This window comes from Paenibacillus sp. GM2FR (assembly GCF_002803325.1).
Taxonomy (GTDB): domain Bacteria; phylum Bacillota; class Bacilli; order Paenibacillales; family Paenibacillaceae; genus Paenibacillus_AQ; species Paenibacillus_AQ lautus.
The window spans coordinates 365,756-391,647 of the sequence record NZ_MKZM01000011.1; the positions used below are offsets into that span (position 1 = coordinate 365,756).

A 25,892-nucleotide genomic window follows, 5' to 3' on the forward strand; every position below is an offset into this window, starting at 1 on the left:
ATGCCTGAGGCAGGGTCCTTAAAGGTGCATTAAGATAATGTAAGCTCAACCGTCCAGCCGAACGGATCCTCAACGGTTCCGAGCTGGATGCCTGTGATGGCATCATATACGCGTTTGGAGAGTTCGCCCGTTGCTCCCTCACCAATCTTCAATTGCTCATCCTGCCATTCCAGGGAACCAATCGGTGAAATGACCGCTGCCGTGCCGGTGCCAAAAGCTTCGGTCAACAATCCGCTGCGGTGAGCCTCCACGATTTCATCAATGGAGATGGCCCGTTCTTCTACCGGGATGTTCCAATGCTGAAGCAATTGAATGACGGAGTTCCGGGTAACTCCATCCAGGATGCTGCCATTCAGTGCCGGGGTTACGACCGTATCGCCCAGCTTGAAGAACACGTTCATGCTGCCGACTTCCTCGATATATTTGCGATGTACGCCATCGAGCCACAGCACCTGCGAGTATCCCTTCAGCGTTGCTTCATCCTGTGCCTTCAAACCCGCCGCATAGTTGCCAGCCGTCTTGGCATTGCCCACGCCTCCGGCTACGGCACGCACGTATTTCGGCTCCACGTAAATGCTGACCGGATTGATGCCTTCCGCATAATACGAACCGACCACCGACAGGATAATCATGAACTTGTATTGCAGCGATGGCGCTACGCCAAGCACGGGCTCGGTTGCGATTACAAACGGACGGATGTAGAGCGATGTGCCCGGCTCGGAAGGAATCCAGTCGCGATCCACGAGCACCAGCTGCTTGAGCGCTTCCATAACGAGCTCCTCGTCCAATGCCGGAATGCTCAGGCGCTGGTTGGACAGGTTCAGCCGCTGAATATTTTTGTTCGGGCGGAACATGAGAATCCGCTCATCTTCCGTCAAGTAAGCCTTCAAGCCTTCAAATACGGTCTGCCCATAGTGAAATACCTTGGCGGCAGGGTCCAGTTCGATCGGCTGATACGGAACGACACGCGGATCGTGCCAGCCTTTACTGGCCTCATAATCGAGAATAAACATGTGGTCCGTAAATACCGTGCCGAAAGCCTGTTTATGATGGCTCGGCTTTGTCTTCGGGGTGGTCGTTAATTCCACGGGTATCGCGTAAGTCATGTGCACACATCTCCTTATTTTGTAAACGTTATTAGTTGAATCATATCAATCGATGCCCTATATTAAAAATATCTGATTTATAGGGATACCATACCTTATAGGTATGGAGAGGGGGTATGAACATGGATATTCGGCAGCTGCGATATTTCCTGACCATTGCACAGGAAGGACAGATCACGCGTGCAGCGAAACAGCTCAATATGGAGCAGCCTCCATTAAGCCGTCAGCTGAAATTGATGGAGGAAGAGCTCGGGGTTCTGCTGTTTGAACGCAGTGGCAAACAGCTTCAGCTCACCCACGCAGGCGAGCTGCTGCAGAATAGAGCCGCGTCCCTGCTGAACCAGTTCAATGAAACGCTAACCGAGGTAAAGGAGATCCACGCGGGAATCCGCGGCATGCTCTCCATCGGCGCCGTCGTCTCCTGTATTTCACTTCTGCCGCAGCGCATCCATATTTTCCGGCAGCAATATCCCGAGGTCACCTTCAAGATTCGGGAAGGCGATCACTCCTTGCTGGCGGATCAGCTCGACAAGCGGAATATCGAGCTGGCGGTGACCCGACTCCCTTTCGAATCCAGCTTCGGGCCTGAGCGTTATGCCGTTCAGCCTCTGCCCTCCGACCCGTTCGTCGCGGTCCTTCCAAGCAGCTGGGAAAGTGTATCCTCCCTTACGGAAATCTCGATGCGCGAGCTCGCGGAATATCCGTTCTTGTCCTTAAAAACCGATCAGACGATCGGGATGCACGAGCGGGTAATACAAGAATTTAAGCGCGGCGAACTTGAACCGCGTGTCATATGCGAATGCTCCAGCGTTGCCATTATCGTTGCATTGGTAGCTGAAGGCATCGGCGCCACCATTTTACCCGAGTCGGTGATGTCCTCATTCGCGATCCCCAACATCCGGACACTGTCCATTACGAGCGCTGATTTCCAGTCGGACGTGGGCATTGTCTGGCTCAGGGATCATGTCCTATCCAACCGGGCCCGGCATTTTTTAGCTACCTTTATAGAATAACATTTGTTGATGCCCCTCGTCTTCCCTTGCTTTGTCCAAGCCGTGCCACTTTATGGATTCCATTATTCGTTATTCATTGTTAACAAACTTAAAGTCACGAATCGTCCCGCACCGGCTAAACCCGATATCTTGGTACAATCGATTGGAGTCCGGATTGGCCTGATCGGCATACAGCATGGGCACCAAACCGTCCTGCAGCAAGCGAAGTCCAAGGTCTGCTACCAGGGCGCTGGCATAGCCTTTTTTCCGTTCAGCCCTCGGCGTATATACAGCGTTGATGCGACCGTGCCTTGGCGACCGGTGTGCAGCATTGGCCATCGATACCGCTTTGCTGCCGGCTATCCATAAATATAACCCGCCCTGCTGGATGAGTCGCTGCGCTGTCTCGACCTGGCTTGCCGCATTCGCGCGGACCCCATAAGCATCCTCCGAGAATCCGACCAGAAACCGGGCCACCTGCTGCGTATCTCCAGCAGCGGCCTGCCTGATGGTGCCCTCGACGAATTGAGGGGGCTTCACGGCGGGGGCATGATAAGACTCCATCGTCATATGAAGACGGTAGGTCTCATGACGTTCCTCTGCATAACAGCGTGCAAACTGCTCGGCCACATCCGGCTCCCCGGTCACCCCAGGGTGGGTCACTCCCTCAAGCTCGCTTACCAGCTCTTGGAGCAGGTGCTGCCGCTTATCCCCGGAAACCTGCCGGGAAATCCATAACCATGCGTTCCCACGGGGAGACTGCGCAAAGATCATGCGTCCATCCGGCGATTTCAGCCCGATGTTCTGCGGTGACCTGGCAAGGAGATGAATCAGATTGTATGACACCTCATCCTGAATAAAATCTTCCTGGTACAGCACCTCGTCCTGAGGCATCAATTTCGCAAGCATTCTTACACTCCTCTCTTTTCCATCATCAATCTCTGTCCGTCCAAGCTCTGAACCAATCGAACGGGCATGCCAGCAAAAATGTCACCTAGGGTCCCAGGAACACAAAAAAGCCCCGTCCCTTGTAGGGACGGAGCCTTGTCTCCGCGTTACCACCCTGATTCGCACCGGAAAGCCGGTACGCACTCTCGTCATCATCCATCAATGATGCCCCATGATAACGGCAGGGAATACCCGGATGCGCCTCAAGTTATAAACGTTCGGCGGATCTGCTCCGAGGTGATGGCCATGCATCGCTGCTGACTGCTTCGCACCACCCAGCAGTTCTCTGATTCAGCTTCCTTGGCGACCCTGGCGTCCTCATCCTAGCATTTCCGAAAAATTTAACTCAGTTTACTCCCGGCGGCATCTCGCTGTCAAGCCCGATTCCCCATATGAAGAAATGCTTTAGACTCCATCTTATTTGTTATTAAAACGGAAGACCAGCATATCCCCTTTCTCCGGATGGACGCCATCATGCTCTGTATATCTTCCGCCCGTGTACGTGTTCAACGTTTTGCGCCAAAAAATCTGGGTACTCATATTGCGCTCGGTCGGATTCGTTTGCAGCTCCCATGCACCTTGGAACTGATCGAACACAAGCTCAGCCGCTCGTTGGGCTACACCTTGTCTTCGAAAAGTCCGAAGCACAAAAAAATCATTCAAGTAATACTGGATATTCGGCGATGGAATGTACGGGGTGGTGGCCACCAGGGCCAACCCTGCCGCAATGCCATCTACGGAGATTAGATAAGGAAAAAGAACCGATGGCTGCTCCCACCACACATCGAGCTGCTTGCTCTGTTCGCTTAGGGTCGGCACATCCTCTTTTTCAAATACACCGAACCGGTTAGGACGGACCCCCCATATCTCAGCAATGTCATGCAAGTACAGCGGATATATGTTATGCAGAATAAATGACTGTTCCTTCGGGCATAAACGTACCTCAATATTCACGGTCAATCCCCTCCCTAATGAATGATGTATGTAAGTTTAGTATGTCTAGGATAACATATTTACTCTTCCAAGAGGTTTACAGGTATGTAAATTGCGTTACGAATGTTGTAAAAATCCGTTAACCCTACTCCTTATTTCACCATGATTTCAGTATATGTCCTACAGCTCATCCAAAATAATGTTGAATTCTGTTAATTTATATCATGCAAAGAGCCAACCGATTGTATGCATCGGTTGGCTCTTCGTTTTCTCAGCGCTGTATTCAGTGCGTTTGCAGTCTTATCAAACGGGGATAAACCCCCTTGCCGCAATGCTCCTGCGAGGAAGCTTACTCCGTCAAACCCAGGGCATTCCGCGCCATCGTCATATATTCATCCTGACCTGTCAGAAGAGCGAACTGGGCGATCAGCACGGGATACGCGGCATGCTGCTCGACAATATGATCGAACATACGCGGCCACACCCTCCCTCCGGCTTGTGCATACCGGTCCAACAGGACACGGAGATTATGCTCGCCATAAATGGCGTAGTATAACACGAAGTCTTTGGCCGGACTTGCTACCTCGGATTCCGTCCAATCCAAGAGTCCGGTAACCTGCACGCGCTCATCAATCAAGATATGCGGGGGATGAAGATCCCCATGGATGAGGGCAGAATGCGTCGGCCAGTAGGAATCCTCCTCCAGCCATTTCTGCCATCTCTCCCACAGCGCATCGGAGACGCCCAGACGGTTTTTGATGTCTTCCATATTTTGCGCTGTCTCCACGCGAACCTCTTGGGGACTCTTCACCCGCAGGCCTGCCGCCCGCGCCGCATCATGATCGACGCCATGCAAGGCAACCAGCGTCTCAGCCAAGGAGCGGACAAATTCGTCACCCGGATTCTCATGATCCATATTCCATGCATAACCTTCCATGCTGACGGAAGCGGCAGGCTGCCCGCCAAGCAGCGGATAGGCGATGAGCTCCGGCGTGTAAATGCGCCAATCCGGCACATCTACCGGAAGATGGGACTGGATCAGCTTCAAGACCCGAGCTTCGTTGTCCGCCCTTTCCAGCACATCCGATCGTCTCGGTTTACGCAGAATCCACCGTGCTCCAGTCCCGGCTTCCTCAGCGAATCCAACAAGGAAATCCATGCCGGATTCATTCATTTCAATTCCCTCCGGATTCAATGTCACCCCGTGTTTTCCGGCAATCTCCAGCATCTCTTGGATAACTTGTGTATAATCATCATTTTGTTTTGCTATTGTCATAAGGAATCAATCCCCTTCCATATTTCATTGCATCATGGCAGTCATAACAACAAAAAAAGCACAGGCATCGAGCTGCCTGTGCTGGGTAACCGGAACGGGTCTTAGCTGTCCACCGTTCCTGGAATGTCTAATCTAAATACACATTCAAATACAACAGGAAGGTGAAAACACCGTTATCCCGTAAATGAAAAAACATGTATTCTATAGACATCTCATAAAAATGGGTTACGTAAAAAAGACGGACCCATCCCGATTACCCTGCATCTGTGCAGGTCTCTTTAGCGCTATTTCATTAGCCGCGAAAAGATCTCAATCGGGAATAATCCAACATACGTAACCCTCCGTTCGTCATAAGTTGTGTTTAACTTTACCAAAACCATTCATAGTTTGCAAGACCTGATTCGTAAAATTTTTCCACCTTCCAGAAAGAAGCTGCGATCCTTAATGATTCGGCACAAAATGACCAAGTCACCCCGAAAGTGCCTGCTTCTCGTCTTCCGGTCGCTCTATTTACGCTTCCTGCAAATGCTCTTTGCAAAAAGTCATGAGTTCTTCCTCTTCCTCCGGCTCCATGTCGAAGTCCAGGTACTGATCGGTTGTCCGCTCATAGAAGTCGTACTTTACAATGCGCGAACGCTCTTCATCATCCAGGTAAATCACTCTCAAATAGACGCCATGCTCCGAATAAAGCTCATCATCCTCCGGCACATCCAGATCACATACAAACTCAAAGCGTTTACCTGTCAGGATTCCAAACGGATCCTTTACCAATTCAACGCTGTATTCTTTGATTGTCAGCATATTCCCATCCTTTCTATCACTCTACTCATTATACACAACTGAGCATTCATTCTTGCATTCTTCTATTTATGAAAAAAGCCGTAGATAAAGGGCGGGGCCCTTCCCCATTTTCTACTCTATCAGCATATACCTCTTACGAGTGCTGCGTCATTCGCTTACGATATAGTTATGATTCCCATGTAAAAAGGAGATGAAGCGCGTGTCCCAAAAGGAACATCTGACCATCACGGTAGAGAAGGGCCAGCAACGCTTCTCCGTGACATCGCCTCTTGGAGGGGTTGGGCGGTTCGTCTTTGTGGTGAACGATCAGTTCACCAATGCCCCCAACACCACACAAATCGCCAGTGGTGCCGGAAAAAGCAGCGCCGCGGGCAACAACGCAGCCATCAAATCCCCGCACACGTATCAGCAACAGAGCGTTGGAGCTGGTGGAATCGCCAAAAATTTGGGATTAAAAGATCCCAAGGATCAGGACCATTTCTCCAAACATCATTCGAAACATCATTCGAAACATGGCAAGCATAGAAAACACCAAAAAGAAGTGGTATTCGTCATTAACAAGCAAGTCGTGAAGCTTCCGAAGGGAAGCAAAAATGCGTCGGCGACGCAAATTGCCAGCGGTGCCGGGAAATACAGCACAGGCGGCACCAACTCCGCCATTGAGAGCCGCGGCACCAGACAGCAGCACGCCGTCGGCGGCGGCAGCGGCAGCAAAGCGATTAACAAAGACATCCAGCATAAGGATCGGAAGTCCAAGCACCGCGACTGGAAGTCCAAGCATCACGAGTGGAAATCCAAGCATGACCACCGAAAAAAGAGCAAAACGTATTAAAAAGACAAAATGACCCTCGAAGGGTCATTTTTCTTTTGAGCCGGGCTGTAATTAAACTAAAATCGATCTGCCGTATGCCTATCGCTGTTTGTCATCATTGATCGTCCTCTTGACCCGTCCGTTCTTTCCCCTTCGCGGTAGCTGCGAACGATCTGGTCATGGACTTGATCAACTCCACTTTCCGGTAGCGCATGGCCGACCAATCCTCATCGACAGCGATTTGCCGAACGGGCTCATAGCCTTCGTCAGCAAGAATGCCCGTAATGCTCTCCCGGCTGCAATCGGAGTTCTTGTAGGTCTTGGATGATTTCTTGGGATAACACAGCCACAGCAGGCCGTTGTCAGTCACGGAGCTGGCTGCGATCTTCGCTAACCGCTGCAATTCCTCATTGCTTGTCCCGAAGGCTTGCACGAAATCGTAAGGTACTTGCTGAGGCTCCGTATGGACTTCCCCTTGCAGGGAGTTGATGACCTCATGATAGGCCTGTGGTGCGTTTAGCATCAGAACCGGCTGGCCGAGGTCATTGAATTGCAGCTTTTTGACGGTTGGATGTGTCTCCAGCATGTTTAAGTTTCATTCCTCTCGATTCGATTTTTATATAGTACATTTCAGACTTCTTATGAAGAAGAGCATACCCATATGAATGGGTACGCCCTTGCAGTTGGTCAATCCACACGGCGGATAAATCCTCTTGGGATTGCGCGTTATTCTTGTTACTGCGCTTTCTTAATCTGCTTGCTTCGCAGCTGCCCGCAGGCGGCATCGATATCGGTTCCATGCTCCAGACGAACGCTGCAGCTGATGCCCTGTTTTTTCAAGGTATCGTAAAAAGAGGTAATCGATTCTTTTGTGCTGCGCTGATACTGGCTGTGCTCATCCACCGGGTTGTACGGAATGAGGTTCACATTCGCCAGATTGCGTCGCTCGCCAACAAGCTCTGCCAGCTCGAGCGCATGCTCCCGCTGATCGTTCACATCCTTCAGCAGAATATACTCCAGCGTGATGCGGCGATTCGTTTTTTCCAGATAATAATCAATCGCTGCCATCAGCTTCTCGATCGGAATCGCTTTGTTAATCTTCATAATGCGGGTCCGAATCTCATCATTCGGCGCATGCAGGGAGATGGCGAGATTCACGCCCAGATCGCTGTCCGCGAACTCGACGATTTTGTTAGCCAGCCCGCTGGTCGATACCGTAATATGACGGGGACCGATGGCAAGCCCCTTATGATCCTTGATGACACGAATGAAATCCGACATGTTCTCATAGTTATCAAACGGCTCCCCGATCCCCATCACCACGAGATGGCTGACCCGCTCGCTTTTGCCTTTTTGATCCAAGTGAAGCTGAACCTGCATGACCTGCTCCACAATTTCTGCTGCGGACAAATCCCGGCTTTTCTTCAGCAAACCGCTGGCGCAGAAGCTGCAGCCGATGTTGCAGCCGACCTGGGTGGTCACGCAGACCGACAAACCGAATTTATGCCGCATCAGTACGGTCTCAATCAGGTTGCCGTCCACCAGCTTGAACAGGAACTTAACGGTTCCGTCCAGAGACTCCTGCTTGGTGTGCTCCTCCAAGGTCAGAATCGTATAATGCTCCGCGAGCAGCTGCAAGCATTCCGGATGCACATCCGTCATATCGGAAAAAGCGGTGACCCGCTTCCGATACAGCCATTCCCATACCTGTGTTGCCCGAAACTTTTTATGTCCACGCTCGCCAAGCCAAGCCGTCAACTGATCTAATGTTAATCCATAAATGGATGGTTTATTCATTGATTGTTCCTCTTTCTATTCATAGTCCACTCCTTATTGTCCCAAAATTCCGAAGCGAACACAAGGGGAGTTATAGGCAATTCACGCTTCTAGTACGTAAAACAGGATTGACATATCCAATAAATACCTTTATCTTATCATTGACTGACTTAATCAATCATAAATATAAATAACAGAAGGGAGACATCGGCTCGATCTTCAACGAAGTTCACCGCTTTTAGTCCTGCCCCTGTATTCCAAGTTTGAATTTCAGAAGGAGTTTTTGCGTTTATTATTGACTGACTAAATCAATCTATATCGGAGGTCTTCGAATGAAAACAAAAGGCAAAGCGCTCATTCTAGGTGGAGGCATAGCCGGACTATTCGCTGCAACCGTGTTATCCAAACATTATGAAGAGGTGATCATTACGGATCGTGATGAGTTTCCGGCAGGACCGGAAACTCGGGCAGGTACGCCGCAGGCCTATCATCCGCACCGTTTCCTTGAGCGCGGCAAGATGATCGTTGAACGTTGGTTCCCTGGCATAACCGAGGAATTACTTCAGCAAGGGGCTCATTCCCGAGGACTGAAATCCGTTAAAATGACCAACCGCTTCGGCACGCTGGAACTGCCCGATGAGCCCAATGCGGGATGCAGCCGATCCCTGCTGGAGTGGACACTGCGCAGCAGAGTGGCCAAACTGCCAAACGTTACTCTCTTACCGAAACGGACGGCGCAACAATTGCTGTTTGACCCCGACAAGAATGCCGTTACCGGCGTTGTGTTCCGGGACAGAAGCGTCAAGGAGCCGGCGCTCCTTCATATGAATGCGGATATCGTCGTGGATGCAAGCGGGCGTGGATCCAAGCTCGCTGATTGGCTGCAGAACCTCGGTTATGCGATACCGAAGGCAGAAAGGCTGCACATATCTCTCGGCTACAGCACGCGCCACTATAGAGTTCCGGAGGAAATTCAGACTGTGTGGAGTACCATCCTGAATGAAGGAGATCCCTCCCTTGGCATCGGTACGGCCGTATTCAATCCGATCGAGAACCAGATCGCGGAGGTGGTTCTATACCGCGCGGGAGGAGCTTCCTATCCGACAACCGACCATCAGCTGTACGACCAGGAAGCGCAAAATCTATTCGGTACCGCCATGGGAGATTTGCTTCAGCAGCTTGAACCGGTCTCGAGCCCGCGGGGCTACCGGATCGAGGAATGCGTGAGACAGCATTTTGAGCAGATGGAGGATTGGCCTTCAGGTCTGCTGGTGCTTGGCGATGCCTTCTGCAGCTTCGATCCGATATTCGGCCAGGGCATGACGGTGGCGGCCATCCAAGCAGATACGCTGGATCAATGCTTGCAATCGATGCAGAATGGAGTCCTGCTTGAGGAGGGATTCGAACGCTTCGCCCTTCTAAAGATTCAATCCGCCATGGAGCCTGCATGGTGGCTTAGCGCAGCTGCGGATCTCAGATGGCCGGGGGTGACATACGAAGGCCACCTGTCCGCCCAAGGGTTCTCTTTTGCCCAGAGCCTATTCGATATATGCCAAGAGCTGGCTTTTGGTCATCACGATATGGCCGTATTCGAACAGTACATGATGGTAACGGGTCTATTTGCCTCGCCGCAGGCTTTGTTTAATGCAGACTATATCACCTCGCTTGTGAATGCGGACCCATCGGGAAAAGGTAAAGCTTGGCTCCATCAAGTATTACAGGAGGCAAATTTGCCGCTGGAGGAATTATTGGGGCGGATCATCCCGGTCTTTAACAACGAATTTCTGCCCTTATCGATGGGATTGCCCGAATAAATCAAATGCGTTATTGTTGATATCAGCAAGAGAATACCATGATGAGGGATGGACGCAATGGCCCCGCTAAACGAAGAACAATTGCATCAAATACGCGACGAACGAAAAGAACAAATCATGCAAGCTGCCATCAAAGTATTTTCTAGAAGAGGTATTTTCGGAACCAAAATGAGCATGATCGCCAGCGAAGCCGGAGTCAGCCATGGCCTTCTCTATCATTACTTTAAATCCAAAGACGAGTTGTTCATCACGCTCGTTCAATGGTCGATGGAGGAGGCACGGCTGGCGCTCTCCGAAATCTATAACGTGCCCGGCACCCCTCTTGAGAAAATTACATTGCTAACCTCCATGATTCTCCAAGAGGATGATAATTCGCACTTTATGCTGATTCAGCAAGCACGTACCTCCGATGGCGTGCCCGAAGAGGCCAAGCGGATTATCGAGAACTATTCCATCCATGCCTTCGTTGACCAGCTGATGCCGCTGTTTCAAGCAGGGCAGGACGCCGGAGAGATCGCGGCTGGCGATCTGAGAGAGCTGGTGGCCTGTTATTTATCCGTGTTATCGGGATTAATGACACTGAAATCCCAAGGAGATCCGAGCTATACGCCGCCTAAGGCGGAGCTGCTGCTGCGCCTGCTTACGAACGGACAAGGGCAATAACGCAAACCAAACACACCTCCCATGAAACCAACCGGATCATTTCCGTACATTTCATAAGCGGTGTGTTTTTACATTTGCACCGGAAGGCCCGGCTGAATTCAAGATTCGATGCCGAGCTGCTTCCTGATTCGCTTCGTGTTAGATATAGAATTTATGAGTTATCAGTGGAACTGATAAAACTCTATATCGCAAGAAAACCTACCTATGCATCGCGGTCGCTCATCCTTGAAGTGGCCTCGATAGAATTTTTCTTATCAAAAGCGGACTTTTTGAACAACCTCTATTGTCGTATATCAGAGGGGCGCCCCGGGTTCATGCTTCTCCTGCTCTCGTATCTGCGAACCGTCGCTCAGCGTAATCCAAGTGTCGAACTGCCGCTGTCCTTCATGCAGGCGAATCACCCTCGCACCACGGAGCATGCCTTCCCGGCCATATGTGCCATAACCGGTAGCTCTCCCGTAACAGAGACGAATGCCGTGCAATTCACCCCAGTAATCATTGATATGATCATGACCAGCGAACGTCCCCATCACATCGCCCCGCTCCAGCATGGCCGCGAATAGTCCGGTGTTCACTTCGGGACAGCACACCCTCTCGAACTTGCTCCCGTAGCACGTTTTCCGTTCCCAGACTTCATGATACTCCGGCAGAGGGATATGAAAAAAAGCCAATGCGGGCAGCGGATTCCCTTCAGACTTGGTGCTGTAAGCCAAGGACGCCATTTCATACCAGCGGATCTGATCGCGCCGAATCCAATCATACCCCTGAACAGCAGGATGTTCGGACTCTCTCCCTGAATCGAAGAAATACAGAACAGCCGCCGTGTCTTTCCCATGACTGTCGTATAAAGGAATCGTATAATTACCAACCCCGTGAATTTCCGGCGAGCCGTGCTCTGCACAGTTGTAGGTGTGCTGCAGGGCTGCATTCATAAGTTCTTCCCGCGTGACATCCCCTTCTGTATCATGATTCCCGAATACGAAGGCCCAGCGTATTCCGCGTGATTCCACCGTCTTAACAACATCCTTGAAAGCCTGCACTGGATCCTGGCACCTTTTCCAGCCGGGATCCGCTTCCCCGGAATAAATAAGATCGCCCGTAAATACCACCAGATCAGGCTGCTCCAGGTCCAGTACCGTTTCCATACAGCGCCGGCTCATCTGGTCCTCCGGTTCCCCATTCTTCCAATGAATATCTGTGAACTGCACAATCTTGAAGGTATGATCGTCTCCGAATCGAAGAGTTGGCTTCAACATAACCGTCTCCTTTACATGGACATGTGGTTTTTTAATGAACTGTTGTGGTTTTATGTGTATATTAGAGGAGGAAACGCCGAAAAGTCAATGATTTTTCGTTGACAATATCGTTTTTTCAGCCTAATATAAGATCGAATCCACATCTTCGGTCAACATCAGTCATATACAATATTGAGGTGAATGAATTTATGTCTGTAACCTATGAGGAACGCAGGGGGAAGATCTTAAATCAATTGGAGCTTGAAGGCAAGGTGAAAGTCCACGCCCTTGCGGAGCAGCTGGAGGTATCCGCGGAAACGATCCGGAGGGATTTGGATCGGTTAGAGAAAGAAGGCAGGCTGCGCAAAGTTTACGGCGGCGCCGTTAAATCGCGTTCCGGGCATATCGAGCCGTCCTTTACCAGCCGTTCCCAGACCTGCGCAGAGGAAAAGGCCGCGATCGGTAAACTCGCCGCTTCCCTAGTCAAGGAAGGGGAGACCATTCTGCTGGATAACGGAACCACTACAATTGAAGTTATGCGTTATCTGAAGGACCGGTCTGATGTCACGGTCATCACCCATTCGCTGCCTATCCTGAATCTGGCAATGGAGATTTTTCAGGGGAAGATTATTTATATCGGCGGGGATATGGACCGGACCAAACAAGCCGCAACAGGTCCTCTGACCGAATTGCTGCTGGAACAGTTCAAGGTTAATAAAGCGTTTATCTCGGTCGGCGGTATTTCATTAACCGATGGCATTACCGACTATGATCTGGATGAGGCCTACATATCGCGAAAAATGCTGGAGCGTTCGGAGGAAGGCATCGTTCTTGCCGATCATACCAAGCTCGGGGTAACTACGTTCTCGAAGCTCGCCAAACTGGAGGACATCTCCATGGTTATCACAGATCCGGGCTGTTCACAGGAATGGGTGGATAATCTGTCCGCCCGCAGCATTGAAGTACTTATCGGACATTTCTGATGGAGCTGCTATCACTGCTGCTGGTGCTGTCTTCCGGTCTGACCCATGCCCTGTGGAATCTATTCACGAAGCGAAGCATTCATAAATCGGTGTTTCTGTGGTGCATCCATTCTGTCACCTTAATCCTCCTGATGCCTAATTTTCTCATGGAGATGTCAGGGCTGAAGCTGGAACCGCATATTTACGGACTTATGCTTCTGTCCATGACCATCCAGGGCTTCTATATCACGCTGCTCTCCAAAGCCTATACTCATGGCGATATGTCCCAGGTATACCCGTTTATGCGAGGGCTTGGCGCCATGCTGACTTCGCTGTGCAGCCTCGTGTTGTTCCATGAGCATCTAAGTGCAGCGGGTTATATGGGCCTGAGCATCATTATCTTTTCGTTGTTTGCTTTATCGGGTTTGAGATTCAGAGGCCCTTCCAGCCTGAACCCCAAAGCCTTAATCTATTCCTGCCTGGTCGGGCTTTGCATTTCCGGATATACGCTGACCGACAAGGCCGTTCTGGATGCGGGGGTCTCCCCTATCGCGCTAATCCAATTATCCAATATCAGTTATTTCTTCGCTCTGATCGTTCCCGTGATGCTGTCCAGACAGCTGAAACAGGAATGGTCGGTGAACTGGCGCACGATTCTGCTGGGCTCCATCCTGGCACCGGGCTCTTACTTGCTGTTCCTGTTCGCCATGCGGCTCACCCCGCTTGCCCACATCGCGCCGGTCCGTGAAATCAGCACGGTATTCGGCACCATACTCGGCATTATCGTTCTGCGTGAGCAGCAAGGCTGGCGGCGTATCATTATGTCCGTGCTCATCACGCTAGGTATCATGACCATAGCCTTATGGGGGTAGAAATCGCCATCCCATGTAAGCAATCCTGTACACATTTTGCATAATCGTCTTATTCAGCTTCAATACATAAAGATCAAATGGTTCTTACCGAGGAGGATGTATCGATGGCTAAACGTGTCGTTATTCTTGGAATTGATGGAGCAGGCAGGTTTGTTCAAGAAGCGGACGCACCGCATCTTCACGCCCTGCTGCAAGCAGGAGCATACTCTTACGATGCTCAGACGGTGTTTCCCAGCATCAGCGCTGAATGTTGGGGCTCGTTGTTATATGGCGTAAACCCGGGCCAACACGGTCTTGATAATGACCGGGCGATTCACCAGCATATTCCGGAGAGCTTCCCCTATGCGTCGCTATTCAAGCTGGCCCGCCAGCAATGGCCGGACGCTCCCCTGTCTGCATTCAGCTGCTGGGAACCGATCAACACAGGAATCATTGAGAATACGATCAACGTTCATATGGAATCTAAACCGGACCCCGAGCTAACGGAAGCCATTGTCGATTATATTCATCAGCAGCCCGACTTCAAACTGATGTTCATTCAGTTGGATCACCCCGACGGTGCGGGCCACAAGTACGGATTCGGTACCGATAAACAGCTGGAGCAGATTGCCGTTACGGATAAGTACGCAGGTATGATTGTCAAGGCACTGGATGATCAGCAGCTGCTGGAAGACACCTGGATCATTACGGTCACGGACCATGGCGGCGGAGCCGCTCATCCTAATGACCACGGCAGCGACCACCCGATGGACATGACCATCACCTGGGGGATTACGGGGCCGGGCGTAAAACCCGGCCTTCTCGATGCACCGATCAGCATCATGGACACGGCGGCCGTCATCGGTCATGTGCTGGGGCTGGGCGCACCGGATTGCTGGGAAGGAAAGATACCTGAAGGAATATTCTAATCCGGAAATCCGAGTTATCGCAAAAGCCCGTTCCAATTGATGAATCACTTTCACTTACCTATCCAATATACTTTCTGAGAGCTTAAAAAAAAGCCGGCGATTACACGCCGGCTTCTGTCGTTAAGACGATCTCTTCCGTTGTCTTTAGATCCGCAAACCATCTCAGGGTAGCGTTCACATGATCTATGATCTGCTGCGCGGTTAACACTGAATTGTTCCAGGTGCTGTGGGCATCCGTCACCAGCGTGACATCATAGCCCAAACTGGATGCTCTCCTGCACGTGGTATCTACACATAACTCACTCTGCATACCCGCCAGAATGACATGTTCGATGCCCTTTCGTTTCAGTTCTTCCTCAAGCGTTGTATTAAAGAATGAATCCGGTCTGGTCTTCTGAATGATGGTATCCGACATCGCAGGCGCAATCTCGCGGTTAATCTTCCACGCCTCCGACCCTGCCTTCAAGCCTTCGTCATTATGTTGTATGTAAAAGACTGGAATGCCGCCGCTTCTGGCTTTTGCGATCAGCTGCTTGAGATTGTGGAGCAATCGATCCCCTTCAAACACCGGATCATTCTCTTGAAACATCTCATTCTGCACATCAATGACCAATAGCGCACTCTTCTTCAACTACAACACCCTCCTGTACGATCAATTTACTCATCGACTTTATTATAGAACGAACGTTCCTGTTATGTATATGAAAATTTAGATCTCTCACCAAAAAATGGACCCGCTCCACGCCAAAAAAGGAATCCCTCTCTTAGGACTCCTCTTCGTCTCCTTCAGCTACTTTTCCTCGACGATATCCTCCGGGGTTGCCGACTTTTTCTTTACATTATACTGATGAAGCTTCCTCATCGTCTTGTAAAGCTGCTGCAACTCCTGTTCATCCAAAATGTCGAACATAGAGGTTTGGAAATCCGACAGCAGCGGGATAATTTCTTCCAGCAAGGCCTGTCCCTTATCGGTTAGCGAGATATACTTTACCTTCCAATCCTGCTTGCGGACAATCAGGCCCAGCTTCTCCAGTCGTTTCACCATATGGGAGACACCGCCGCCGCTAATGGAAAGATATTCGGCCAGCTCCTGCTGTGACAAAGGTTGGTGCGCGAAGACCTGGATCAAGACGTCGAATTGGGCAACCGTGATGCAGAACGGCTGTAAGAACTCATTCGAGAGGTGATTACCGATCTGTTGAAAACGGGTGATCCGAATCCAGGACAGCATGGCTAATCGGTTCTCCTGATGAAACCCCAATTGTTTCATTGACTCCCTTCACCTCCCCTACCATAATCACAGTCAATTTATCACTCAAGTGATGAACTGTCAAATCAACATCCGCAGGAATATTTGTTATACCAATAGATGGCTATATCCTTTTATTATATATATCATTTTTAATCACTTTAATCTATTGGTGCCAGGAGTGTCTAATCTTGAAATATAACCGTGGAGACGATACTATGAGCATAGAATCTTTGAACTAGATACACCACGAGCAGTGTATTCCCTTTTGTATATTCAAACATAACAACTGTAACTTTTTATCAAAAGTAGCATTAGACTTTGACATAAACGCCACAAAATGATATATCAAATTCAGAGAGGAAATCCGCTATGGAACAAATTCCACTATATCAACATATCGTAAATGCTCTAACGGCCAAGATTGAATCCGGGGAACTCCAAGCCGGAGATCAGCTTCCGACCGAAGCTGAGATTTCGAAAGAGTACAACGTCAGCCGAATTACCTCGAAGAGGGCGCTGACCGAGCTGGAGAATGCCAAGCTGATCTACCGGATCCAAGGCAAGGGAAGCTTCGTGAGCACAGACAAGGCACCTCACAGGCCCCTGGGCAAGACCAGTAAGGAGATCCTGCTGATTCTGCCGTTCGCCCATAACCCGGGACTTGGAGATTATGAAAAAGGCATCAACCAATTTCTCGCAACAACCGACTATACCTTGAATATTCAGTCCAATACGATTGTCGGACAGCGGAAGCTGCTGGAGTCCGCGCTTCACAGCACCAATTCGGGGCTGATTCTCTACCCGATCAGCAGCATCTCCGATCTTGGCATTCTGTACCAGTATCACCTGGCAAAGTACCCGCTGGTGACGATGGATAAATGCATTGAAGGCATTCCATTCCAGTCGGTTGTCTCCGACAACTTCGGCGGCGGATACCAGGCCTCCAAACATCTGATCGAGAATAATCATAAGAAAATCGCCTTTATCTCCTCTTTGAAGGTAGAGAACTCTTCCTCGATCCGAGAGCGGTATTTCGGTTATTTGAAGGCTCTATATGATTACAGCCTGATCGATTACAGCGTCAATGACTTGACCGACCGGTACTTAACCCATGACAACGACAACGGCAGAGAATACTATATTCAGTTTATTCAATCCGTTGTGACACAGGGAATTACGGGTATTGTTGCCGAGAATGACCTGATTGCGATCGAGATCATTCAGATTGCCAAAGAACTGGGCCTGTCGGTACCGGATGATTTCTCTATAGTAGGCTTTGACAACATTCATCTCGCGGGCTTCGTTGAACCCAAGCTGACCACCATATCCCAGGACTTCGAACAGATGGGATATCAGGCTGCGCGAAGCCTCATCACCCTGATCGAGAATCCCCTGGATCATCCTCATGAGAATACCGTGGTTCCCGTTCGTCTCATTGAACGTCAGACCGTGAAGAAGCTGTAACACCTATTTTTATGAACCAAAGGAGACTCTAACATGCTGAACTATATCGATACAAGGCAAGGAACCAACAACCAATACACCTATTCCAACGGGAATGCGCTCCCTTATACGGGTGTACCTTTCGGTATGAACCACTTTGTTGTCCAGACCAAAAACGAAGGAAGCTGGTTCTTCAACCCCAATGACCGCGTCTTCCAAGGCATTCGCCTGACACACCAGCCAAGTCCATGGATGGGAGACTTCGCCCACTTCCTGATGACTCCGATTGCGGACGACAAAATCAGAGGGTCCGTCTTCACCTGTCAAAGCTCCTACCGTCCCGAGGAAGCGATATTCAAGCCCCACTATCTCAAAGTGAAGCAGCAGCGTTATAACATCACCACAGAGCTGGCTCCCAGCACCTATGGTGCGGCACTGCGCATCAAATACAATTCCGGGCAGCAGGCAGGCTTCGTGCTGAACGTTCATAACAAAAGCGAGTTCCGCTTGGATGCAGCCCAGCGCAGACTAACCGGCTTTGTCAGCAACTTCGCAGATTGTCACGATAAAGAATTCCGTATGTACGTGGCCATGAGCTTCAGCAAGGACATGGATCTCTCCACGACAGGTTATTACGACGCCGAAGGCCAGTTCTTCCCTGAGGTTGCCTTTGGCAATGTGGACCAGCATGTCGTCATTCGCTTCAATGACTGCGAAAGGGGCACGCTGGATGTTAAGCTGGCGACCTCCTTCATCAGCCTGGAGCAAGCGGAGCTTAACCTTGCACGCGAACGGAACACATCCCTGGATGAGCAGAAGGAATTGGCGGCACAAGCCTGGAATCATTACCTGAACAAAATCCGGGTCACTCACTCGAACGAAGAATATATGCGCACCTTCTATACTTGCCTTTACCGTATGTTCCTGTTCCCGCAGAAGTTCTATGAGCTTGATGCCAACATGGAGCCGGTTCATTACGATACAACCGCCCGATCCGTCAAAAAAGGCGTTCTCTATACCAATAACGGCTTCTGGGATACTTACAAAACCGTATATCCGCTCTATTCCATCATCGCGCCGAAGGAGTATGAGGTAATGCTGGAAGGCTTCCTGAATTCCTACCGCGAGACCGGCTTCCTGCCGAAATGGCTGTCCCCGGATGAGCGCGGACTGATGCCGGGCACGCTTATTGACGCCGTCATTGCGGATGCAGCGGCTAAGGGATTGGCCCAGCATCTGCTGCCGGAACTACTGGAGGCCATGCTGACCGCAGCCACTACGCAGAGCGGGCAGAATTGCTATGGACGTCAAGGAACGCTGGACTACATCAAGTACGGTTACGTTCCGAGCAGCTATCACGAGAGCGTGAACCACACGCTGGATTACGCATACAGCGACTACTGCATCAGCCGCGTGGCCGACGTATTGGGCCGGTCGGATGTAGCCGAACAGTACAGACAAAGCGCGCTCAACTACAAGAATATTTTCGATGCGGAAACCGGGTTCATGCGAGCAAAAGATCAGAACGGCCAGTTCCGTCCGGATTTCAATGATACGAGCTGGGGTCTCGATTATGCCGAAGGAAGCGCCTGGCAGACCAGCTTTGCGGTATTCCAGGATTTCCAGGGCTTGATCGAAGCGCACGGTTCGAAGGAACGCTTTTTCGACAAAATCACCCAACTGTGCAATAAAGCACCGGACTTCGACGTGCGGGGCTATGGCTTTGAAATTCATGAGATGAGTGAGATGGCTGCCATTGATTATGGCCAGCTGGCGATTTCCAACCAGCCGAGCTTCCATATTCCTTATCTGTTCAACTATGTAGGGCAGCCCGCATCGTCCCAGGTTGTCCTCAAACAGCTGATGTCGAACCTGTTCAACAGCGGCTTTGACGGCTTCCCGGGCGACGAGGATAACGGCAGCATGTCCGGATGGTATGTGTTCAGTTCCATGGGCTTCTATCCGGTATGTCCGGGCAGCAATGAATATGTTCTCGGCATCCCGCTATTCGACAGCGTGAGCATTGAGCTGCCAAGCGGCAAACAGATGTTGATTCATACCGACAACAACAATCCACAGTCCAATTTCGTGGCAAACGTTCAATTGGAAGGACAGGATTACACCAAACTGTACATTACGCATGAGGATATTCTGGCAGGCAAGTCCCTTGAATTCCGCCTTGGACTGGCTCCAAGCTACCGTCATTACAGTGCGGAGGAACTGCCGTTCTCGATATCGAAAAAGTAAGAACTACAGCTTAACTTGCATAATAAGAACAAGGGGCATCCCATCAGGTCAACGGCCTGGGGATGCTCTTTTTTGTGCATCCATCTGTTTAGTCATTCTTTCATAATCGGGGGAGTCGGTCCCGTGGGTCCCCTTCTCTAATAATGAAAAAACAGGAATTTTCAAGATCACCTCGGGTAACAATACACATGATTCACATTATGATCCTATTGCTAAGAAATTGCGGGGTGATTTTCCGTTGTGGTCCGTCATTGTATCTCATATTCCGAAGTGGACGCTATGGGTTCAAGCCTTTCTACTCGTGCTGTTACCCATCCTCTTTCTGGTGTTGACCCATTGGTTTCGGAAATCTATTAATTCGAGTTACTCCCTCAAGCCGAGCGAGCCTTCTCCCCCCAAGAGGGAGGATAGTGTCTCGCCGCAAGTTCTTATTACAGGACTTTACGATACGGATTTAATGTCCGTCCGTAAAGCCATCGGTAACAATGCAGACGTGGAAATCAGGGAATTTACGATCCGGGGCACGGGAACGCGTGCAGCTATCGTTTTTGTTGACGGATTGATGGACAACGATCTTATGGACACCCATCTCATAAGACCCCTCATGTTGGGGGGAATTCCGGAAGCGGAGCAGGATAACTTCAATCATTCAAGTGACTCGATTAAAGCCTATATCAGCAGCCAGATGCTTCCTGTAAGTGAGATAAAGCATATCAGTGGACTATTGGAACTTGTACAAGCTGTTCTTGCGGGCACAACCGGTTTGTTGGTAGATGGAATGCAAGGAGCCTTTCTGGTTGGTTCAGCCAAGGGGAAGAGTCGAAGTCTGGAGGAGCCTCTATCCGAAGCCCTTCTTCGTGGTCCCCGTATCGGGTTTACCGAAAGACTGTCAGACAATACAGGCATGCTTAGGCTTCACGGAAAGAACGAAAGTCTTCAGCTCACCCGTTTCGAGGTAGGAAACCGGGTAAAAAAGGATCTGGTCATCGCCTATATGAAAGATATCGCCGACCCGAAGCTGATCGATGAGGTCGTGACGCGAATTCAGAAGATCGAAATTGATGATCCTCTGGAGTCGGGATACATCGAGCAACTGATTGAGGAAAATGTCATGAGTCCTTTTCAGCAAGTGCAGAACACGGAAAGACCTGACAGGGTAATCGGGGCTTTACTGGAAGGGCGGGTAGCTATCCTTCTCGACGGAACGCCGTTTGCCTTAATTGTGCCGGTCACGTTCAGTATGCTGCTGCAATCACCGGAGGACTATTACGAGAGATGGATCTCGGGGTCCTTTGTCCGCTTGCTGCGCTTTCTATCGGCGCTGTTGGCACTTCTTGCTCCGGCACTGTACATTTCGTTTATTTCGTTTCATCCCGGTCTAATTCCGACCAAGCTAGCGTTAACAATTATTGAAACTAGGCAAGGTGTGCCTTTTCCTTCACTTATCGAAGCGCTTATCATGGAGATTGCCATTGAAATATTACGGGAGGCCGGTATCAGATTGCCCAAACCAATCGGACCTGCCATGGGTATCGTAGGTGGTCTGATTATTGGCGATGCTGCTGTAAATGCCGGAATTGTCAGTCCGTTTCTCGTGATTGTCGTGGCCGTAACCGCGATCTCCTCCTTCACCATCCCGGTCTACAGTGCCGGCATTACACTGCGCGTTCTCCGATTTACCGCGATGTTCTTTGCGGCAGTGCTTGGACTGTTTGGAGTCGTTATGTTCTTCCTTCTTCTCTGCAGTCACTTGGTCAGATTGAAGAGCTTTGGCGTGCCTTACGCAAGCCCCATGGTGCCTTACGGCATCAGTGACTTGAAGGACTTCTTCATTCGGTTCCCGCTGAAAGTGATGAAGAAACGACCCCAAATGTTAAAGCCGAACGACCCTGACCGCAGAAATTAATCATCCTAAGCACGAAATGAGGCTAAGACCATGAGCAGCATTACTAACAGCACCCATGATCAGATCACCACATCTCAAGCGGCCGTCATGATCATTAACTACATGCTGGGTGCCGGTATCCTGACGCTACCAAGAACGACGGTCGAGGCTGTCAAAACGCCGGACGTGTGGATCTCAATCCTCATCTCCGGTTTGATCATCCTATTGGCAGGGTGGATCGTCGTGGCGTTATGCCGAAGATTTCAGGGAAAAACGTGGTTTCAGTTTGTGCCTGAGATCACCGGGAAATGGCTGGCTTTTGTTTTAGGTCTGGTGTTTATTGGTTATTTCATCACCATTGCCGCTTTTGAGATCCGGATTATGGCGGAGGTAACGGGGTTATACCTGCTGGAAGGCACACCCGTTTGGGCCATCGTGATGACCTTTATGTGGATCGGTCTGTATTTGACCACCGGGGGGATCAACAGCATCGCCAGAATCTGTGAGATCATTCTGCCGATTACGCTGGTTTTTTTCCTCATAGCGATCCTATTGAGCAGCACTATTTTTGACATCAAAAATTTAAGGCCGGTACTCGGCTCAGGGTTTATGCCCGTGATTCGGGGGTTAAAGCCATCTTTGCTATCTTTTACGGGTTACGAGATCATGTTCGTTGCCATGGCGTTTATGAAATCTCCCAAAAAAGGTGCAAAAGCCATGCTCGTTGGCATTACGGTTCCCCTGGCCATCTATTTAATCACCGTCATTATGGTGATTGGCGGGCTGTCCATAAACGGAGTTGAGACAAGAACATGGCCGACACTGGACTTAATGCGGAGTTTTGAAATCCAGGGACTGATATTCGAGCGCTTTGAGTCCTTGCTGCTTGTCATCTGGATCATGCAAATATTCTCGACCTTTGCGGTAACGCATTACGCAGCCTCGCTAGGATGGTCTCAGCTGCTGAAGACGAATATACGACCTTTTTTCTTTATTCTGCTTCCTGTCATCTTCCTCATCTCGATGATTCCGAAGGACGTTTCGGAAACATTCAAGATGGGAGATACCGTAGGCAACATGTCGATCTATTTATTCGGCGGACTGCCGCTCATACTATTACTGATCAGCATCGCCCGCAAGAAAGGTGTGAAGCCGAAATGAACAGATATGCACGATATGTGACGGCAGTAACGGCCAGCGTCCTGCTGCTGCTGACAACCGGCTGCTGGAGCAGCAACGAGATCGAGGATGTCAGCGTCTATGTAGGTTTGGGACTCGATGCAGCGAACGAATCCAAATTCGAACGGGATATCAACAAACAAGGGGCATCCTACCCCAAAAGGAAAGTGCTGACGGCAACGGTTCAGATTGTACCCCCGATTACGGGTAAGAACGAGAAGCAAGGCGGCTCCGGCTCGTCCTCGCCAAGCAAGGCCTATCTGAATGAACAATTAACGGGAGATTCCCTCATTCAGATCTTCCGCCAATTTTCACTGCGAAGAGACCGTCCGCTTATCGGCCATCATCTCAAGGTCATCGTGGTTTCGAGCGAATTAGCCAGAAAGTACAGCCTGGAACAAGTATTTGACTTTATTCTCCGCGATAACGATATACGCCCTAGCTGCCTAGTAGTAGTAAGCCACCGAAGCGCGTTTGAAGCTTTAAGCTCCACTGAACCCGGGGAAATCCCTGCCTTCTATTTAACGGGACTCGTGGATAACCGGTATCGCTCCAACAAGATCCTCCCCCCCGTGTCACTGATCAAACTCGACAGCAACATGCAATCAGGGGCGAGCTTTCTATTACAGAATGTCGTGACGGCCCAAAACGAGCATAAATTTTCGGGGGCGGCCATTTTTAAAGGGAAGACCAAAAAATGGATCGGGGAACTAAGCCAATATGATCTTGAAGGCTTATCCTGGATAAAGGAGGACGTGATGGGTGGGGCGCTGAAGACGTACGCGCATAAGACGGGGCATACCGTAACCTATGAGCCCAAGAATTCCCATAGCACCATCATTCCTAAGGTTCGGGGAGATGAAATTTCATTTCATATCAAGATCCATTCAGAAGGCAGATTAATCGAGGATTGGAGCTTTCCGGAAATCCCCTCATCCGGGCAATACATCAAAGAAATGGAGCGGCAGTTTGAAGATGAGGCCCGTAAACAGATCGAACAAGTCCTGAATAAAATGCAGCATGTCTATCATGTTGACGTAGGGGGCTTTGGAGAGGAGCTCCGGATCAAACATCCACAATTATGGAAGAAACTAAAATCGGACTGGGATGAAACCTTTAGCCATGTCCCGATTACGTATGAGGTCAGCATGAACATCACGGATTTCGGTTCCTCAACAGATTAAACGAGCGCTGACAACATAGTCAGCGCTCTTATTTTTGCTTAATTTACACCAGAAACATCGCAACAACCGTGGTAACGGCAAGGCCCAACAGCACCGGCTTCAGATTCCGCCTTGCCAGCTCGAACGGGCTGACCCCGCATATGGCTGCAGCAGGGATCAATGCCCATGGGATGAGCGTGCCGCCGCCTACCCAGATGGCGGCAACCTGGCCAAGCGCCGTCAGGGTAGCCGCCCCTGAACCGATGGCCGTTGCAAACAACTGCGCGATCGAGCCGGCAAGCGATATACCCGAGAAGCCCGAACCGTCAAGACCCGTTATAGCGCCGGTGATCGTCAATGTCACCGCACCCACCGCCCCGTTAAGCGGCACCGCATTCGCAAGGGCAACCCCCAGGTCGTTCACGATCCCATGGGATGCTTCCGGAAGCACGCTGCCGAACAAATCGGTGAACGCTGCATCCCCCAGATAGAAGAAAGCCGCAATGGGAATGACGGGACCGAATACCTTAAAACCAAACATAAGGCCCTCGATCAAGTACGAGGTGACCTTCTCCAATCCGCGGTTGCGATGAGCGACCAGCGTAATGATGCTGAGGATCAGGACGGCTGTTCCGCCTACCAGGGCCGTGGCGTCACCGCCTTGCAGCTTCAGGATGAACATAGCCGCCACGTCTGCCGCAAACAGGAGCAGGATCGCGATGGCCAGCCATTTTTTCATGCCGGGAGAAATGGGGGCCGCGGTATCATCCTCATCGGTACGCGTGGTCAACGCGTCTCCCGTTCTTTTGATGGTGACCAATCCATCTCTCCAGCTGCCGTTTTGCTGATCTCTTTTCATCATCCAAAATGCCGCCACGGTTGTCACCAGTCCCATCACGATCACGAGCGGCACACTTGCGGCCATGACGCTGGATACAGGCAATCCGGCGGCATCGGCAGTCAATTTAGGCGCACCCTGGATAATATAATCGCCCGATAGCGCGATGCCGTGCCCGAACAGATTCATCGCCACGGCCGCTCCCAGGGCAGGCAACCCCACCCGGATGGCAACAGGGAGCAGGACCGCCCCGATCAACGCCACCGCCGGTGACGGCCAGAAGAAAAAGGATGTAGCCATCATGATGATGCCGATGCCCCAGTATGCCATCGCGGGAGTACGGAGAAAACGAGTTAACGGGGCTACCATCGTCTCGTTGATCCCCGTCTTGATCAAGACCCGGCTCATCGCCACGATAATGGAAATGATCATGATTGTGCCCATCAGCTCTTTGGTCGCGTAGATGAATGAATGAAAGACACCGGAGACCGAGCCGCTCAGCGTTTCCGTTGCCAGAAGGCCAAGCGCGAATATTCCGGTAATGCAAATCAGCGTCGTATCGCGCCGCCGGATCAACAGCGTCATGATCAAGACGATAAACGCCAGGTACACCCAGTGAATCGCAGTTAAATGAATTCCCATATGAAGCCACGCCCTTTCCCAGGCAGCAGGTTTTATGTGACTACATCTTATGCATGGGCCTGGGCAAAGGTTAATTCAGATCGACCAAGTGGTTGCCTCCTATTCGGAATCTGGGACCACTGGATTTCCAACGTCATCTCCAATTC

At 50.5% G+C, this 25,892-nt stretch carries 23 protein-coding genes; 12 read left to right on the forward strand and 11 right to left on the reverse strand.

Annotated features, from left to right (window positions below; genetic code table 11):
- Window positions 1-29: 29 nt before the first annotated feature.
- Entirely contained in the window at window positions 30-1,106 is a 1,077-nt protein-coding gene (locus PAEVO_RS29970; RefSeq protein WP_100541124.1) for a branched-chain amino acid aminotransferase, read from the reverse strand.
- Between the two features lie 122 nt (window positions 1,107-1,228).
- On the opposite strand from PAEVO_RS29970, the gene PAEVO_RS29975 reads away from it, so the two are divergent.
- The gene (locus PAEVO_RS29975) at window positions 1,229-2,119 is read left to right on the forward strand and encodes a LysR family transcriptional regulator (protein ID WP_100541125.1); all 891 of its coding nucleotides are present in this window, start codon (window positions 1,229-1,231) and stop codon (window positions 2,117-2,119) included.
- Window positions 2,120-2,188: 69 nt separating this feature from the next.
- On the opposite strand, the gene PAEVO_RS29980 is transcribed toward PAEVO_RS29975, so the two are convergent.
- The 4 genes from PAEVO_RS29980 to PAEVO_RS29995 all read right to left on the reverse strand — a co-directional run bounded on the left by PAEVO_RS29980 (window position 2,189) and on the right by PAEVO_RS29995 (window position 6,056).
- Window positions 2,189-3,007: a GNAT family N-acetyltransferase gene (locus PAEVO_RS29980; protein WP_100541126.1), complete on the reverse strand. Its 819-nt coding sequence runs from the start codon at window positions 3,005-3,007 to the stop codon at window positions 2,189-2,191.
- Between the two features lie 456 nt (window positions 3,008-3,463).
- Window positions 3,464-4,000, reverse strand: coding sequence for a GNAT family N-acetyltransferase (locus PAEVO_RS29985; protein WP_015737925.1), 537 nt, complete (start codon window positions 3,998-4,000; stop codon window positions 3,464-3,466).
- Window positions 4,001-4,328: 328 nt separating this feature from the next.
- Window positions 4,329-5,255 (reverse strand): macrolide 2'-phosphotransferase MphI, encoded by a 927-nt coding sequence (mphI, locus tag PAEVO_RS29990; RefSeq protein ID WP_100541127.1) that lies wholly within the window; start codon window positions 5,253-5,255, stop codon window positions 4,329-4,331.
- A 510-nt stretch (window positions 5,256-5,765) separates the two neighbouring features.
- The gene (locus tag PAEVO_RS29995) at window positions 5,766-6,056 is read right to left on the reverse strand and encodes a DUF6509 family protein (RefSeq protein WP_100541128.1); all 291 of its coding nucleotides are present in this window, start codon (window positions 6,054-6,056) and stop codon (window positions 5,766-5,768) included.
- A gap of 199 nt (window positions 6,057-6,255) precedes the next feature.
- Here PAEVO_RS29995 and PAEVO_RS30000 point away from each other — a divergent pair, with 199 nt between their 5' ends.
- Window positions 6,256-6,888 carry a hypothetical protein gene (locus PAEVO_RS30000; RefSeq protein WP_243390989.1) on the forward strand — a complete coding sequence of 211 codons (633 nt, stop codon included), beginning with the start codon at window positions 6,256-6,258 and terminating at the stop codon, window positions 6,886-6,888.
- Between the two features lie 94 nt (window positions 6,889-6,982).
- Here the strand turns inward: PAEVO_RS30000 and PAEVO_RS30005 are convergent, their stop codons facing one another.
- On the reverse strand, window positions 6,983-7,453 hold the full coding sequence (locus tag PAEVO_RS30005; RefSeq protein ID WP_100541129.1) for a DUF3052 domain-containing protein: 471 nt from the start codon (window positions 7,451-7,453) through the stop codon (window positions 6,983-6,985).
- 149 nt (window positions 7,454-7,602) lie between these two features.
- Complete coding sequence (gene rlmN / locus PAEVO_RS30010) at window positions 7,603-8,664, reverse strand: dual-specificity RNA methyltransferase RlmN (protein WP_100541130.1); 1,062 nt, start codon at window positions 8,662-8,664, stop codon at window positions 7,603-7,605.
- A 311-nt stretch (window positions 8,665-8,975) separates the two neighbouring features.
- Here rlmN and PAEVO_RS30015 point away from each other — a divergent pair, with 311 nt between their 5' ends.
- Both PAEVO_RS30015 and PAEVO_RS30020 read left to right on the forward strand, forming a co-directional pair.
- Entirely contained in the window at window positions 8,976-10,457 is a 1,482-nt protein-coding gene (locus PAEVO_RS30015) for an NAD(P)/FAD-dependent oxidoreductase (RefSeq protein ID WP_100541131.1), read from the forward strand.
- 57 nt (window positions 10,458-10,514) lie between these two features.
- Window positions 10,515-11,120, forward strand: a complete 606-nt coding sequence (locus PAEVO_RS30020; protein WP_100541132.1) for a TetR/AcrR family transcriptional regulator — start codon at window positions 10,515-10,517, stop codon at window positions 11,118-11,120.
- Between the two features lie 293 nt (window positions 11,121-11,413).
- Here PAEVO_RS30020 and PAEVO_RS30025 read toward each other — a convergent pair whose 3' ends face one another.
- Window positions 11,414-12,373: a metallophosphoesterase family protein gene (locus tag PAEVO_RS30025; protein ID WP_100541360.1), complete on the reverse strand. Its 960-nt coding sequence runs from the start codon at window positions 12,371-12,373 to the stop codon at window positions 11,414-11,416.
- A gap of 191 nt (window positions 12,374-12,564) precedes the next feature.
- Between PAEVO_RS30025 and PAEVO_RS30030 the strand changes: the two genes are divergently transcribed.
- The 3 genes from PAEVO_RS30030 (at window position 12,565) to PAEVO_RS30040 (ending at window position 15,097) form a co-directional block, all read left to right on the forward strand.
- The gene (locus PAEVO_RS30030; protein WP_100541133.1) at window positions 12,565-13,338 is read left to right on the forward strand and encodes a DeoR/GlpR family DNA-binding transcription regulator; all 774 of its coding nucleotides are present in this window, start codon (window positions 12,565-12,567) and stop codon (window positions 13,336-13,338) included.
- On the forward strand, window positions 13,338-14,189 hold the full coding sequence (locus PAEVO_RS30035) for a DMT family transporter (RefSeq protein ID WP_100541134.1): 852 nt from the start codon (window positions 13,338-13,340) through the stop codon (window positions 14,187-14,189). Before PAEVO_RS30030 ends, PAEVO_RS30035 begins: the two co-directional genes overlap by 1 nt.
- Window positions 14,190-14,293: 104 nt before the next feature.
- On the forward strand, window positions 14,294-15,097 hold the full coding sequence (locus PAEVO_RS30040; RefSeq protein ID WP_100541135.1) for an alkaline phosphatase family protein: 804 nt from the start codon (window positions 14,294-14,296) through the stop codon (window positions 15,095-15,097).
- 100 nt (window positions 15,098-15,197) lie between these two features.
- Here PAEVO_RS30040 and PAEVO_RS30045 read toward each other — a convergent pair whose 3' ends face one another.
- Window positions 15,198-15,728 (reverse strand): cysteine hydrolase family protein, encoded by a 531-nt coding sequence (locus PAEVO_RS30045; RefSeq protein ID WP_100541136.1) that lies wholly within the window; start codon window positions 15,726-15,728, stop codon window positions 15,198-15,200.
- 159 nt (window positions 15,729-15,887) lie between these two features.
- Complete coding sequence (locus PAEVO_RS30050) at window positions 15,888-16,367, reverse strand: MarR family winged helix-turn-helix transcriptional regulator (protein WP_100541137.1); 480 nt, start codon at window positions 16,365-16,367, stop codon at window positions 15,888-15,890.
- Window positions 16,368-16,718: 351 nt separating this feature from the next.
- Here PAEVO_RS30050 and PAEVO_RS30055 point away from each other — a divergent pair, with 351 nt between their 5' ends.
- From PAEVO_RS30055 to PAEVO_RS30075, 5 genes are all read left to right on the forward strand, one after another.
- Entirely contained in the window at window positions 16,719-17,813 is a 1,095-nt protein-coding gene (locus tag PAEVO_RS30055) for a GntR family transcriptional regulator (RefSeq protein ID WP_100541138.1), read from the forward strand.
- A 33-nt stretch (window positions 17,814-17,846) separates the two neighbouring features.
- Window positions 17,847-20,039 carry a GH92 family glycosyl hydrolase gene (locus PAEVO_RS30060; RefSeq protein WP_100541139.1) on the forward strand — a complete coding sequence of 731 codons (2,193 nt, stop codon included), beginning with the start codon at window positions 17,847-17,849 and terminating at the stop codon, window positions 20,037-20,039.
- Between the two features lie 238 nt (window positions 20,040-20,277).
- A complete protein-coding gene (locus tag PAEVO_RS30065) occupies window positions 20,278-21,945 on the forward strand; it encodes a spore germination protein (RefSeq protein ID WP_100541140.1) in 1,668 nt (555 codons plus the stop codon).
- Window positions 21,946-21,975: 30 nt separating this feature from the next.
- Window positions 21,976-23,085 (forward strand): spore germination protein, encoded by a 1,110-nt coding sequence (locus PAEVO_RS30070; RefSeq protein WP_100541141.1) that lies wholly within the window; start codon window positions 21,976-21,978, stop codon window positions 23,083-23,085.
- Window positions 23,082-24,287 (forward strand): Ger(x)C family spore germination protein, encoded by a 1,206-nt coding sequence (locus tag PAEVO_RS30075; protein ID WP_100541142.1) that lies wholly within the window; start codon window positions 23,082-23,084, stop codon window positions 24,285-24,287. Before PAEVO_RS30070 ends, PAEVO_RS30075 begins: the two co-directional genes overlap by 4 nt.
- A gap of 43 nt (window positions 24,288-24,330) precedes the next feature.
- Here the strand turns inward: PAEVO_RS30075 and PAEVO_RS30080 are convergent, their stop codons facing one another.
- Window positions 24,331-25,746 carry a hypothetical protein gene (locus PAEVO_RS30080; protein ID WP_100541143.1) on the reverse strand — a complete coding sequence of 472 codons (1,416 nt, stop codon included), beginning with the start codon at window positions 25,744-25,746 and terminating at the stop codon, window positions 24,331-24,333.
- Between the last annotated feature and the right edge of the window lie 146 nt (window positions 25,747-25,892).